Consider the following 13,513-nt stretch of genomic DNA (forward strand, 5'->3'; position numbering starts at 1 on the left):
AGTATTCCCTAATGCCTATACAGTAGAAGGGATAGCGAGTGCAGCCGTTGCACCTTTAAAGGTAACACCTTTATTAAGTGTCAAGAGTGAACAAATGAAGATTTGTTCAGTTTAACACGAACGGTAGTTCACCATCCTACAAGTAAGGAGGTATAGATTAGTGTCTGTCGAAATTATTCAAAAGCCTTCTACAGTCCGCAAGCTTGCGCCGCGCTACCGCGTGCTGCTGCACAATGACGATTTCAATCCAATGGAATACGTGGTGCAGACTTTGATGGCGACTGTACCCAGTCTGACTCAGCCACAGGCTGTGAATGTGATGATGGAAGCCCACACCAACGGGCTGGGACTGGTGATTGTTTGCGCTCTCGAACACGCTGAGTTTTATGCTGAAACGCTCAACAATCACGGATTGAGCAGCAGCATCGAACCTGATGATTAGAAAACTAGAGGCACCTGAAAGTCTTGACCCACCGAGTTTTTAACTCATCTTGAATAGCCTCGTACCAAAAAGCCAAGGGACTAACCTTGGCTTTTTGGCATATTTAATGCGGTCGATCGCGAGACTGGAAGAGTAAAGGTTGGGAGCAACCGGGCCGGAAATTATTCGGACGGTGGTTCAAAGCTAGGTGGCCTCGATCCCCAATTTCAGATCTCCCATCTCAAATCTCGATCGTCGGAAATTAATTAGGAAATTAATAACGTCCGCCGCCGCCGCCGCCACCGCCGCGACCAAATTTGCCTGGGCCGCCGCCCCGGTTGCCGCCGCCCCGGCCGCCTTCATCTTCACGGGGCTTAGCTTTGTTAACTTTGAGATCGCGACCCATCCACTCTGCTCCGTCGAGAGCAGCAATCGCTGCATCTTCTTCGGCATCTGTTGACATTTCTACAAAACCAAAACCGCGCGGGCGACTGGTTTCTCTGTCGGTAGGTAGATGTACTCGCTTAACGGTTCCGTATTCGGCGAAGACGGTGGTGATGTCTTCTTGGGTAACTTGGTAGGATAAGTTACCGACGTATATCGACATGAGGAATAACTCCAAAAATTAGACAGTGCAAAGATTTCAGTTTCGGAGAGTCCCCTGCCGATACAGAAGGGCAAGTTTTTAAACAATTCTGTAGCAATGAACAAAGCCTGCAACCGAATCTGATACACTTGGGATTTTAACACAGAATGGCGTCTTTTGAGTAGCTTTGGCCACTTAATTAAGTCGTTATATACCGGTTTTCAATCGCGGTGAGGTATGCCCTAGGCCCTGGGCAAGCCACGGAGATCTATTCCTACGAAGGCTTCTGCTCAGTCGTACCTCAGATGAAAGCTCGAAAGGCGACAATTCGATCTCAAAATCGAACCTCAGAAAGTTGTGGGACAGGCCGACTACCGCAGGAAAGATACGTCTAGGTTCCCAAAATTGGTACTCAAAGCTAGATTCAGGTTTTCCAGGGCTTTGACTAACCACACCACGCCTTCTCGGGTACAAAATTCGTAGTGACCGAACAAAATTGCCAACCGCTTTTCTAAATAGGGCTTGACTTTGCTACAAATTAGCACGATTTTCAGTAGCAAACCTGTGGTTTGGGTGGGCCCGAGGTTTGAGATCAGGTCGATGAAGACAAAGTGGTTGGGCCGCGCAGGACTCTCTACTACTAAAAAGTTCAATAACTGGCTGCAAGTTCTGATCGTTAAAAATTCGCTGAACTTCTGAGCATCGTTGTGGGGAAAGGTATTTTGTAGTTGCTTATACAGTTTATCGTTAAATTGACGTTTGCCGTAGCCATCGTCGGTGACGGAAGAAATTAGGTATTCGTATAAGTCGTCTTTAAAGGATTTGTAGGACACACTTGTGCTGGTGTTCGCCATGAAGCGGCCCGCTAGCTGTCGGTAGGTATCGGCTCCTTCGACTTTTCCGACAAATTGCCTGAGGGCAAAGAACAGCTCTGGGTCGCTCAACAGCGTCGGGTTTTTTATAGTCTGTATACTTCTGCCGAAGGAGATTGAGGTATGCCGGCGGGCTGCTTGGGCTTTTCTCACTTGGTGAGCCACGTATTGTGAGAGGTCGATTTCAAATTGCTGCTGGTTTTGAGCTTGGATTTTTTGAATAATTTTTTGCTGTTCGTAGCTGCTGTCGTCGCTGAGGAGGCAGTGTTTGTAGAGGTAAGGGTATCGGGGAATTAAGGTTCCGAGGGCTAGGGTGGCGGGAGTTTTGCCGTTGCTGTCTTCATTGCTGTGGGTGATGACTTGGGCTAAGCGTTTGAGGGTGAGGTATTGTTCGCTTTCGGTAAATTGATTGACTAATTGGGGGATGGAGTGAGTAGGGCGCGATCGACTATATCGAGATAATATTTTGGGGGCTTCTTCAAACAGAGCGATCAATTCCGGGATAGCTGCTTGCTTGCCGGGGTATGTTTGCCAGCGGTTGATCAGGATGTGGCAGCAACGGTTGAGGATGTATTTGAATTCTTGTTCGGCGTAGGGTGAGGCTGCTATTTTTTCGAGTGCTTCAGCGATGGCGCGATCGCGATATCCGTTACCGTAGATAAACAAAGTGCGAAAACGGTCGATTAGTTCGATCGGCTGCTCTACTTTTACCAACTCCAGCCAGTGGTTGTAAAGTAGCTGTTCTTCTTCCTGGCTCTGTCTGTTATAGTCGTTCACTGTGGATTAACCCTCCAAGTATTGGGCAGGAGCTTCAAGCGCCATTGGCAAATATGAATTGGCAGATGAAGCACCTAAATTGAGTCAACCGAGCTTCTGGCCTCCCGAGACTTGCGGGTAGAAGCGGTCAGTAGATGAAGCCGATCGATCTTTTTTACTTAGTTAAACTATTTGTCAACACCAGCATGACATGAATTGTTTGCAATTAGCAAGGCCTAAAATCACCACAAACTTTGTAAATTATTGGTAAAGATTGTGGGTGTGTTCTAGATAATTTATGATGGGCAGAGGATTTATTATTACCCGAAAGAATTGGTTGAAATCCGGAAACCCGGGAGAAATTAAAATCATACGATTCATTACTCCAATCCTCGGACTTTTAAGTAGAGGTCGCTCTCCCATGGTCAACTGTCAACTGTCAACTGTCAACTGTTGAAGAGTGTCAAGGTCAATCCTAGTCGGCAGCCCCCTGTTATACCATTTGCGATTGGCGATTGGCGATTGGCGATGGGAATTACTGAGGACTCCCAGAGTTTAGATTGCGGGCCAAGCAGTTGCATTCTTTTTTGAACTGGTGTCAGTTAAATGTGAGGTGGGGCGAGGTAGGATTAGCTGTGAAAATAATGATTTGAAATGTGAGTGCTGGTAATATGGTCTGTCGCGTAAGTATCGCCCAACTTGCTGAAATTTTAACTGTACCTTTGCCTGCTGTGTCTGAGGACGTTCTGACAGTTGTAGGGACAGGTATTGCTACAGATACGCGCACCATTGAGGGGGGCGAGGTATTTTTGGCGCTGCGGGGAGAAAATTTTGACGGGCATCAGTTTGTTACAAAAGCCCGAGATTTGGGAGCGATTGCTGCGGTAGTCGATCGCACTTACCAAGCAGAAGTTCCCAATTTTCCGCTGTTGCGCGTTGACGATACTTTAAAAGCTTACCAGGCGATCGCCCGTTGGTGGCGCGATCGATTCAGTATACCGATAATTGCTGTTACTGGTTCAGTAGGTAAAACTACTGCCAAAGAATTAATTGCGGCGGTTTTATCAACCAGCGGAAATGTTCTGAAAACTCAATATAACTACAACAATGAAATTGGAGTCCCGAAAACTCTGTTAGAGCTTTCGCCCTCACACAATTATGCTGTAATTGAAATGGGAATGCGCGGGCTAGGAGAAATTGCGCTGCTGTCGCAAATTGCGCGTCCGAATATTGCGGTAATTACTAATGTAGGAACGGCGCATATCGGGCGATTGGGTTCCGAAGATGCGATCACCCAAGCTAAGTGCGAACTGTTAGCGGAAATGCCTGCTGAAAGTATTGCTATTCTCAATCACGATTCTGACAGATTAATGGCAACTGCGGCGCAAGTTTGGCAGGGAAAAACTTTAAGTTACGGATTAGAAGGCGGCGATTTGTGCGGGGAATTGCTGAATAATGATACAATGCTTGTAGAAGGTGTGGAATTGCCACTGCCCTTGGCTGGAAGGCACAATGCTGTAAATTATTTGGCGGCTTTGGCGGTAGCAAAAGTTTTACGGATTAAGTGGGAAGTTTTACAGCAAGGTTTGTCCGTGCAGTTACCGGATGGACGGGCGCGCCGCTACGATTTGCCGCAGGATGTTGTGATTCTGGATGAGACTTACAATGCTGGCTTGGAGTCGATGCTGGCGGCACTTAGATTGTTAGCGGATACTCCGGGAAAGCGCCGGATTGCGGTGTTGGGCACGATGAAGGAATTGGGCGAAAGGGCGATCGAATTTCACCGACAAGTGGGAAAGGCGGCGCGGGATTTAAACCTCGATGCTTTGTTTGTGTTTGCGGATTTTGAGGAAGCGGCGGCGATGGCGGCGGGTGCGGCGGGCGTGCCTTTTGTGGAGATAGGAGATATTACGGCGCCCGATGGGCGAGAAGTTTTAGCAAAGCGGTTGTTGGGATTTGTCGAAAAGGGCGATCGTATTTTATTTAAGGCTTCTCATTCCGTGGAATTAAATCGAGTTGTCCAGAAGTTCCGCGCCGATTTTGCAAGTCAATAACTAGCAATTTGGTTCGTAGTGAGGACTTCAGTCCGCATCCGACGAGAGAGGACTAAAGTCCTCACTACGAACCTATGTTTATATCATTCCGATGAAGAGCGGATTTGATATTAAAGAGACTTTTGGCGAACCAGAGTTCTGCCACCGAGACTGGCATCATTCTGGTTCGCCAAGTGAAGACGATCGCCTCTCCCGCCCTTACTGACTCGCTGTAGCAAGCATTCGCTCTAACACTCGCTGCATCACCTGAAGTTCTTGATCGTCCAGGTGACAGGCAAAATATTCTGCAATTCCCTCAGCGTAAACCGTCCACATTTGCTGTTGCATTGCCAATCCTGCCTCAGTCAGCACGGCATAGGTGCCACGCCGATCGCTCGGACATCGTTCTCGATACAGCAGTCCGGCTTTTTCCAGGCGATCGGGATTTATTGTAGTGAAATTCGATTTTCTTTAAAGGGCGATCGCAGTTATCCTTCTTGTGGGTTTTTCAACCGCGTTCTCAGGCGTTGCAACACATCCATCCGCTCGTGATAAATAGCAACAACCACCATCGGGCTTCCCGATCTCATGATGCCAAAAATATAATGGTGCTGACATCGGGTGACGCGCAAACGGGGATGAATGTTTTTCAGCTCCCGATAGAAGCCCTGGCTATCCGCAAGGTTTTCAGCACAGGCTTCCAGCGCAGCAACATAATCTCGCGCCTGGGCTATGCCGTACTTGTTAACGGTGTACTCGATAATATTTGCTAAATCCTCTTCTGCGTAGGAGGTGAGTTTGTAGGATGGCATTACACTTTTCCCATCGCCGCCAGCTTCTCTTCCAAAACCTGGCTGAATGTCTTAGCCGATACTTCGCCGCGTTCGGCTGCCACTATGCGCTCCCTCAGCAGTTCTTTGAGTTCCTGCCAAGCCTGTTCTTCCTCTCGATCGCTAGAAGGAAACAGCCTTTCGAGTACAAACTCTTTAATAGATTTGCCCAGCACAGCCGCCATTGCCTTAATTTGCTGGTGCTGTTCGTCTGTTACCTCGATCGTTATCCTGCTCATAACGCCACATTGACGGAGTACCTTTCTAAGATATCCTAAAATGTAAAAAATTACAATTGTGATTTTTAGACTCTTCCTGGTGTCCCCAATGCGATCGAGCAGCTTAACTGGCAATTGTTATCCTAAGTTTATGGATCGAGAGGTTATCTAATGCTAGAAACCACCATCCTAGAAAGCCTAGTCAAGTTGCCAGATTCTCTGAAACAGGAAGTGCTGCACTATATAGAATTCTTAGTTTTAGTCAGCCGCAACGAAGTGTTGGATGCTTATGTTGTTCGTGGATTTTCGACACAGATCGTATTTCTCTGGTGTTGCAGGGTAATCCCAAGGTAATCGCGCAACTAGGAAAACCCTCTGCACATACTTTGGTATCATACTGCAAATGTGATATAGTTACTAGATATCTCCGAAAATTCGCTCTCAGCCAGACAGGGCAAGGGTTTAAGGTAGTCTTTCGGAGATATCTACTAGCTGTGCGGAACTTACGAGTTGTCTTTGATTCCCCGTATAGGTCTTTTGTCAGCTACTACCTGAATACTTACCAAAAAACTTTCCCAAAGCTTATGTATATCTATATTACACAGCAGTGCCAGGATAACGCTGAAAAGTATTATATCCAACCTAAAATCACTGAACTTTATGATAACTCCGAAGTGTTAGATCTCTTCGATCCAATTTATCCTTACTGGAAGCGAAGAATAGGGAAATACAGGTTATTAGCAAAGATCGAAGAGGTCGATAATGAGAAGATTCTCTGCTTACTAAATATTCTGGAGCGAAAAAGTCAAGAGTATGAAGAATTTACAGACAAAAATAAACGTCAAAAATTTGGTCAAGACAAGTTAGAGTCATTACTGAATGATGATGAGATTAAGGAATGGCTAAATGAACAAAAAGAATCGGTTTGTCAACAGCAAAAAAAACGCGAGCCTCTTCCAAACGATCTGTTAGTCTGGCTAGAGCTACCTAGCTGGAGTAAAGACTCTAAAGACTTGGTGATTTACGAAAGCGAACAATGGTTGAAAAAGTGCGGACAAGAGAGAATCAAAGACCGACGGGAAACTTTCAAAAATATTATTCTCGACATTATTAGTCAAAATGATGTGGAAGATGAAAGCACAAGTTGCTCTCGTGTAAAGTTATATAGCGACACGGAAGGGTTATCGATTTTGTTTAGTAGGATCGAAACTATTGCTACTGAAGATACGTCCTCTAGAAAAATTTTATTTTTGCTTGCTCCTTTTCTTGAAAGACCATTGGATGACCTTATAAGAGAAGTAGTAGAGGAGATCGGTCTTTCCGACTTTGGTGAAAATGTTAATAATCTTCCGGCTAAATATAGTATGGATGAGTTAGCTCGTCTAGCCCGACGTTCTTATCCAGCATACCTACTATTAGATTTTGCAAGTTGGCTAGCTATTGAAAAAGATGACGAATCAAATCTAGCTCTCTCAGTGGAAGAAGAACAAATTTTAGAATCTATTTCAACTCCACAAAAACCCTCCCTACCGATGTTTATCAATGGACGAGCTGGGAGTGGCAAATCTACAATGTTATTCCACCTTTTTGCTGATTACTGCGATCGCCACTGGAACTCTTGTCAAGCAGGAGAATATGATTTTTATCAAAAGCCACACCCTCTTTTTCTAACTTACAGCGAGAGCCTGCTCAAGGTAGCTAAAGATTCAGTGCAAAGCCTTTTAAAATCTCATCATAAATTTTTATTAGATAGAGAAAAGCCAGAAGCAGAAACACCAGATGTAGAACGATTTTTTCAACCCTTCCAGAAATTTTTATTAAATTTTTTACCACCTACAGAATACGACCGATTTAAGCCAGAAAAATACATTTCTTATAACCAGTTTCGACAGCTTTATAATGATTCTAAACTCCCAGAAGCAAGAAATAAACGCTACTCAGCAGGGCGATGCTGGTACATCATTAGAACTTTGATTAAAGGCTACTCTCTTGATGGATATATAAACGAAGACGATTATAAAGAATTACCGCGCGAGGAACAACGCAAGATTCCAGAAGAGACATTCAAAGGAATTTATAAAACGGTTTGGAAATGGTATGAAAGGCTAATTGAAGATAAGGGCTACTGGGACGATCAAGACTTAATTAGAATAGTCCTAGAAGGGAAACGTTTCTCTTCTGAATACACGGCAATTTTTTGCGATGAATCTCAAGATTTTACGAGACTAGAACTGCAACTCATCGTCAAGCTTTCTGTTTTTTCTAAATATGATTTTGGATTTAACTATGTTTCTGTCCTACCCTTTACCTTTGCTGGCGATCCTTTTCAAACCTTAAACCCTACTGGATTTCGTTGGGATAGCGTCGGGGCATTGTTTTACAACGAAGTTGTAATGAGGCTCGATCCAGCAAGTAAACTTAATATAAAGATGAATTTTAAGGAGCTACAAGTTAATTATCGCTCTAGCTCATCTATCGTTAAAGTGACCAATTTAATCCAATTGTGGCGCTGTGTTCGTTTCGGCCTACCTGACATTAAGCCACAAACTCCGTGGGACAGAAAAGACAGTTTTTCTAAACCGCAAAAGTTTATTTTTGGTCAGAATCTCTCGTTAGACGATTTAAAAAACCATATCGACAATAAGCCGATTTTCATTCTACCCTGTGAAGCTGGCGGGGAAATTGACTATATCAAAAGTGATGAAGTTCTTTTGGAATTATTTCCACAAGCCAAGGAGGGAAAAACGCCAGAGAACGTATACAGTGCCATCAAAGCAAAGGGTCTGGAGTTCCCGCTGGTCATCCTATACAAATTTGGGCATGAGTTGGCTCAAGAAGAATACAATGCGAACTTTGTATGGAACTTTGACGCTAATAGTCAAATAGATTCAGTAGAGTTAGAATACTACTTTAACAAGCTTTACGTTGCGGCTAGCCGAGCGATGTCTGATTTGGTTGTCATTGACTCAAAAGAAGGAGATGAATTGCTGTGGCAGCAGGCTAGTGACGATCGGATCGATGGATTTCTTGAGCAGTTGGAAGCTGGTAAACGCCACGATTGGACAGAGTTACTCGGAACTATCAGCATAGGGCAAAGTCTAGAAGTGCTGGATCAGGACAACCGAGAACTCCAAGCCAAGCAGATGAAGAAGCAAGGGTTGGCAGAGGAAAACCCAGAGTTACTCAGAAATGCAAAAGCGTATTACTATGTGTTAGGAGATACAAAAGAAGTTGAAATCTGCGAAGCTTCGGCGCTCAAATTCGATAATCAGTTTAGTGAGGCTGGTAAACTTTTCTTGAAGCTAAGTAAGAAGGTAGAGGCTTGGGAATGTTTCTGGGATGGAGCTTGTTGGCAAGAACTGAAGCGATGGTGTGAAGAAAACCCCAATCAGAAACCAGTAGACCGTTCTTTAGTGGAATTCATGATTGAGGTAGATCCGAAATCTTTCGATGTTCTCAATAAATTCACCGAGTTCCTTGAAAAGCGTAATGAGAACAACTCACTGAAAAACTGCCGTTCGAGCAAACCCTGGCAAGCAGCGATCGAGGAATATGCCATCCAAATTGATATAAAGTTGATGAACGAACAGAGTCTCACCTGCGATCAATGGCAACGATTTGGAAATCTATTACAAGACTTGCAACAAGCTGGTTATAACAAAACAATAGAAGTGGCGGGAAGTTCTTTCTACCAAGCCAAAGATTATAAAGGTGCTGTGCGCTGCTGGGATCAGTGTGAAGTTCCCCAAAAGCGCAAGTATAACTTAGCTAAAGCTGAAGTCGAAGGTTTTCCCCAAGGCTTACAATACCTCCAAAAAGAAGGAGAAGATCTGCGGATTATTCAGGAGTGGGAAAGAAAAGGAAAACCCGATAAATCTCAATGGTTAGACTATGTTGTACCAGCCCTTCAAAACCAGAATGGACATCAAGAGCTAGTTGATTACTTAATTCAGCGAAAATTGTGGAGCAAAGCCATAGAAGCAATAGCTAAGCATCCTCATCCCAATGAAGCAAAAAGTTTGAAGTTTGATGTCGTCCGTGGAATTGCTTACTCAGATCTTACACCAGATACTGCTCGATCAGAACGCCAACGTTATCAGAACTTTATAACTTCAGTTCGAGGTTTTTCCGATTGGCAGAAGCATATAACTGTACAAGAAGTTGGTGCTGCAATGGAGAGAATTGGTGAGTTTGTGCCATGCTTAGAATTTTATGAGCAATTTGTTGATGATTCCAACTCTAAGCTACGAAATTTTGCACGAGAGCGTTGGATTGCCACTAAGAAAAAGCAGGTAGACTACGAGGGAAGCACAGATGGTGGCAAATTGAAGCAAAGACAGGACGAACTTGATGAGAATGCTCATAAATGGAGCATAGATCGAAAATCAGTCTCTGACCTTCCAGAGCTTACTGTTCCACTAGCAGAGCCATCAAACACGGAAGTCAAGAGAGAAGCTGATTGGAAAAATTTAGGCAATGGCGTCGAACAGCGTGACATAGGTCGTCTTAAATTGATGAGAATCAAGACGATTAAGCAGCTAACTATTACTGATGATACATCCAAGATATTGCAAGTAACTTTGGATTCTGGGAAATGCACCATTAAAGGTAAAGTTGAAGATGTGGAAGTATCGGGCAGCAACAGATTATTTTTCAAGGTTCCTGAAAGTGGTTACACCTGTGAAGTCTTCTACGGTGATGCTTCTCCAATGCTTGAACTGAATATTCAAGGTCTATCAGATAAAATCACCATAAAACTCTAAAGCCGTGCCGATCGCGCGGACAGCGTTCTCGATACAGCAGTCCGGCTTTTTCCAGACGATCGACCAGATGGGTCAGATTGCTGCGACTCAACAACACTTTCTAGGCCAAGTCGCCCAAGCGCACGCGATACTCTGGCGCTTCTTTGAGCCTACATTCCGCACTTCTGACTATGTTAAGAAGTTCGGAATGTAGGTTAAAAACTAGATTTTTCTAGTTTTTAAGATTGGTAATTGACTCGGACAAATCGATTCGTCCGAGTCAAAACACTACTTAGCAGCTTGACGCTCTTTCGCATCCTTGATCACTTCCTCAGCGATATTGCTCGGACAAGGAGCATAGTGCGAGAAAGACATGGAAAACTGGCCGCGCCCAGAAGTCATGGTACGCAAATCGCCAATGTAGCCAAACATTTCGCTCAACGGCACATCAGCCTTGATCCGCGCTCCTGTTTGGTTTGTTTCTTGAGATTTCATCATCCCCCGGCGGCGGTTGAGGTCGCCGATGACATCGCCCATGTGATCGTCTGGGGTGAACACATCGACATTCATGATCGGTTCGAGCAACTGAGGCCCAGCCTTGGGTACAGATTGGCGGTAGGCGGCTTTGGCTGCAATTTCAAAAGCCATTGCTGAAGAGTCAACTGGGTGGAAACCTCCATCCAGCAGGGTGAATTTCAAGTCCAAGCAGGGGAATCCAGCCAAGACGCCCACATCGATGCAGCTTTGGAAGCCTTTTTGCACGGCTGGCCAATACTCTCTGGGGACGCTACCGCCGGTTACTTTTGACTCGAACACGAAGCCACTTCCGACTTCACCAGGCTCGACGATATAGCCAATTTTCGCAAATTGACCCGAACCACCAGATTGTTTCTTGTGGGTGTAGTTGTCTTCGAGGCGCTTGGTGATTGACTCGCGGTAGGCTACTTGGGGTTCGCCAACTTCTACCTCGACGCCGTGGGTGCGTCGCAGAATGTCCACTTTGATGTCGAGGTGCAGTTCGCCCATGCCCTTGAGGATGGTTTCGCCACTTTCTTCGTCTGTCACCATGTGGAAAGATGGGTCTTCTTGTACCATCTTGGTCAGTGCGGCGCCCATTTTTTCTTCGCCTCCTTTGAGTTTCGGTTTGACCGAAATGGAGATGACTGGTTCTGGGAACACCATTGGCTCCAGGGTTGCGGGATTTTTGGGGTCGCAGATGGTGTGTCCGGTGCGGACGTTTTTCATACCTACGATCGCAATAATATCGCCTGCTTGAGCTGAGTCAATTTCTTCGCGGGAGTTGGCGTGCATTTCTACCAAACGGCTGATGCGCTCGGTTTTACCTGTGGCGGTGTTGAGTACGGTGTCGCCTTTCGATATCCTACCGGAGTACAAGCGCGTGAAGGTTAAAGCTCCGAAGCGATCGTCCATAATCTTAAATGCTAGGGCGCGCAGGGGTCTTTCTGGATCGACGATCGCGAAATTGCCTGTTTCCTCGCCTTCGAGATCCACCTCAGGCTGAGGCGTAACTTCCATCGGGTTCGGGAGGTAGTCAACGACTGCATCGAGTACCAACTGGACGCCCTTATTCTTAAACGACGAGCCGCAGTAGGTGGGGAAAAATGCCATGTCGCGGGTGCCTTTGCGGATGCACCGTTTCAAATCTTCGATACTCGGCTCGTTGCCTTCGAGGTACTGTTCCATCAGGTTATCATCCTGCTCGACAGCCAGTTCGATCAACTGTTCGCGGTATTTCTCGACATCATCGACCATATCGGCCGGAACATCCTGAATTGTGTAGCCCATCGGATCGCCCGAATCATCCCAGATCCATGCTTTGCGGGTGAGCAAATCGACCATGCCGCAAAATTTGTCTTCAATGCCGATCGGCAAAACCATTACCATTGGTTTAGCTGCGAGAACTTTATCGACTTGGTTGACAACTCGGTAAAAATCTGCGCCCGTGCGATCGAGCTTATTGATATAGACGATACGAGCAACTTTAGAATCGTTAGCGTAGCGCCAGTTAGTTTCCGATTGCGGTTCAACTCCACCGGAACCGCAGAACACACCGATACCGCCATCGAGAACCTTCAGAGAGCGGTAAACCTCGATCGTAAAATCGACGTGTCCGGGAGTATCAATGATGTTGAGCTGATGCTCGTTCCAGAAGCAGGTAGTAGCAGCGGATTGAATGGTAATCCCGCGCTCTTGCTCCTGTTCCATGAAGTCAGTCGTCGCCGCGCCTTCGTGTACTTCACCGATTTTGTGGATTTTACCCGTCAGTTTCAGGATTCTTTCAGTTGTGGTGGTCTTGCCAGCATCTACGTGGGCGAAGATGCCGATATTTCGATAACGAGTGAGATCTTTCATAAAAAAATTCGGGAAGTGGGAAACGAGCGTGGCTTTAGCCCGCTCGTGGGAAACGGCTCGGGGATTTCAATCAAGAGTGAATCTTTCCATTACACGAGGATTGCTTAATTCGGTGTACTTTTGTGATGTACTTTCGATGGGACAATTACCACCTCAAACCTCGCAATCCGCGATCGTATAATGTTTGCTCCTTTATGAGCCTCCCTTGCGGGGTAATGTTAGCTTCGACCTGGTTATCTGGGCTTGTTAGGCTTGCAACACTGTTCCAGTGACTTTAGAACTGTTTAATTGAAAGCGACAGAGCGGAAAACTAGCTTCGCATTCTCCGGTGTCGTGACCCAAATAACGGCTGCTCTTTCGAGCGGTCTGGTCAGTACAGCTTGCGAGAGATTCTCTTACAAGCTCAGTAGCTAAAGCCCTGAGTTACTGACAATTACTGTTGAGATTAAATGCGAGGAACCGTCGGCCACCCGTCGGCCACCCACCTGCAAGCGTGACAAGCGAGGAATCAATGTTGCCTGGGGCCGGCGAGTACAGGTTGGATTTGCTTTTTCCTGTTTCTGGCAGCACTACCTTAATTTTGACACTTCCCCGTCATTCCTGCGAAGGATTTTTAGTTCGATCGGTGCGGGAATCCTTACAATCATAAAAATAACCCAGACGGAGGCAAAAATTCTCTCAC

The 13,513-nt window shown here is 45.7% G+C and carries 12 protein-coding genes; 5 read left to right on the forward strand and 7 right to left on the reverse strand.

What is annotated here, in order from left to right:
- The first annotated feature begins 160 nt into the window (after window positions 1–160).
- Window positions 161–442 carry an ATP-dependent Clp protease adapter ClpS gene (gene clpS / locus QZW82_RS13975; protein WP_193976163.1) on the forward strand — a complete coding sequence of 94 codons (282 nt, stop codon included), beginning with the start codon at window positions 161–163 and terminating at the stop codon, window positions 440–442.
- 253 nt (window positions 443–695) lie between these two features.
- On the opposite strand, the gene QZW82_RS13980 is transcribed toward clpS, so the two are convergent.
- Both QZW82_RS13980 and QZW82_RS13985 read right to left on the reverse strand, forming a co-directional pair.
- A complete protein-coding gene (locus QZW82_RS13980; RefSeq protein WP_293149075.1) occupies window positions 696–1,028 on the reverse strand; it encodes an RNA-binding protein in 333 nt (110 codons plus the stop codon).
- A 350-nt stretch (window positions 1,029–1,378) separates the two neighbouring features.
- Window positions 1,379–2,656, reverse strand: coding sequence for a hypothetical protein (locus tag QZW82_RS13985; protein WP_293149077.1), 1,278 nt, complete (start codon window positions 2,654–2,656; stop codon window positions 1,379–1,381).
- Window positions 2,657–3,306: 650 nt separating this feature from the next.
- Here QZW82_RS13985 and murF point away from each other — a divergent pair.
- On the forward strand, window positions 3,307–4,689 hold the full coding sequence (gene murF, locus QZW82_RS13990) for a UDP-N-acetylmuramoyl-tripeptide--D-alanyl-D-alanine ligase (protein WP_293149079.1): 1,383 nt from the start codon (window positions 3,307–3,309) through the stop codon (window positions 4,687–4,689).
- A 198-nt stretch (window positions 4,690–4,887) separates the two neighbouring features.
- On the opposite strand, the gene QZW82_RS13995 is transcribed toward murF, so the two are convergent.
- From QZW82_RS13995 to QZW82_RS14005, 3 genes are all read right to left on the reverse strand, one after another.
- On the reverse strand, window positions 4,888–5,040 hold the full coding sequence (locus QZW82_RS13995) for a hypothetical protein (RefSeq protein WP_293149081.1): 153 nt from the start codon (window positions 5,038–5,040) through the stop codon (window positions 4,888–4,890).
- Window positions 5,041–5,156: 116 nt separating this feature from the next.
- Complete coding sequence (locus QZW82_RS14000; protein WP_293149083.1) at window positions 5,157–5,480, reverse strand: type II toxin-antitoxin system RelE/ParE family toxin; 324 nt, start codon at window positions 5,478–5,480, stop codon at window positions 5,157–5,159.
- Window positions 5,480–5,737 (reverse strand): antitoxin, encoded by a 258-nt coding sequence (locus QZW82_RS14005; protein WP_293149085.1) that lies wholly within the window; start codon window positions 5,735–5,737, stop codon window positions 5,480–5,482. The genes QZW82_RS14000 and QZW82_RS14005 overlap by 1 nt, the downstream gene beginning before the upstream one ends.
- A 150-nt stretch (window positions 5,738–5,887) precedes the next feature.
- On the opposite strand from QZW82_RS14005, the gene QZW82_RS14010 reads away from it, so the two are divergent.
- A complete protein-coding gene (locus QZW82_RS14010; RefSeq protein WP_293149087.1) occupies window positions 5,888–6,070 on the forward strand; it encodes a DUF2281 domain-containing protein in 183 nt (60 codons plus the stop codon).
- Window positions 6,071–6,300: 230 nt separating this feature from the next.
- Window positions 6,301–10,479, forward strand: a complete 4,179-nt coding sequence (locus QZW82_RS14015) for a hypothetical protein (protein ID WP_293149089.1) — start codon at window positions 6,301–6,303, stop codon at window positions 10,477–10,479.
- On the opposite strand, the gene QZW82_RS32260 is transcribed toward QZW82_RS14015, so the two are convergent.
- The gene (locus QZW82_RS32260; RefSeq protein WP_366665021.1) at window positions 10,463–10,576 is read right to left on the reverse strand and encodes a MarR family transcriptional regulator; all 114 of its coding nucleotides are present in this window, start codon (window positions 10,574–10,576) and stop codon (window positions 10,463–10,465) included. The genes QZW82_RS14015 and QZW82_RS32260 overlap by 17 nt on opposite strands.
- A 170-nt stretch (window positions 10,577–10,746) precedes the next feature.
- Window positions 10,747–12,831, reverse strand: coding sequence for an elongation factor G (fusA, locus tag QZW82_RS14020; protein WP_293149091.1), 2,085 nt, complete (start codon window positions 12,829–12,831; stop codon window positions 10,747–10,749).
- 511 nt (window positions 12,832–13,342) lie between these two features.
- On the opposite strand from fusA, the gene QZW82_RS14025 reads away from it, so the two are divergent.
- The gene (locus tag QZW82_RS14025; RefSeq protein ID WP_293149093.1) at window positions 13,343–13,480 is read left to right on the forward strand and encodes a hypothetical protein; all 138 of its coding nucleotides are present in this window, start codon (window positions 13,343–13,345) and stop codon (window positions 13,478–13,480) included.
- Window positions 13,481–13,513 lie beyond the last annotated feature (33 nt).

Source organism: Microcoleus sp. bin48.metabat.b7b8b9.023, assembly GCF_013299185.1.
Lineage (GTDB): Bacteria > Cyanobacteriota > Cyanobacteriia > Cyanobacteriales > Microcoleaceae > Microcoleus.

Bases quoted from the DNA above. Each gene is read 5' to 3' on its own strand.
- QZW82_RS13980 (WP_293149075.1), bottom strand. From the start codon at position 1,028: ATGTCGATATACGTCGGTAACTTATCCTACCAAGTTACCCAAGAAGAC.
- murF (WP_293149079.1), top strand. From the start codon at position 3,307: ATGGTCTGTCGCGTAAGTATCGCCCAACTTGCTGAAATTTTAACTGTA.
- QZW82_RS14000 (WP_293149083.1), bottom strand. From the start codon at position 5,480: ATGCCATCCTACAAACTCACCTCCTACGCAGAAGAGGATTTAGCAAAT.
- QZW82_RS14005 (WP_293149085.1), bottom strand. From the start codon at position 5,737: ATGAGCAGGATAACGATCGAGGTAACAGACGAACAGCACCAGCAAATT.
- QZW82_RS14010 (WP_293149087.1), top strand. From the start codon at position 5,888: ATGCTAGAAACCACCATCCTAGAAAGCCTAGTCAAGTTGCCAGATTCT.
- QZW82_RS14015 (WP_293149089.1), top strand. From the start codon at position 6,301: ATGTATATCTATATTACACAGCAGTGCCAGGATAACGCTGAAAAGTAT.
- fusA (WP_293149091.1), bottom strand. From the start codon at position 12,831: ATGAAAGATCTCACTCGTTATCGAAATATCGGCATCTTCGCCCACGTA.
- QZW82_RS14025 (WP_293149093.1), top strand. From the start codon at position 13,343: ATGTTGCCTGGGGCCGGCGAGTACAGGTTGGATTTGCTTTTTCCTGTT.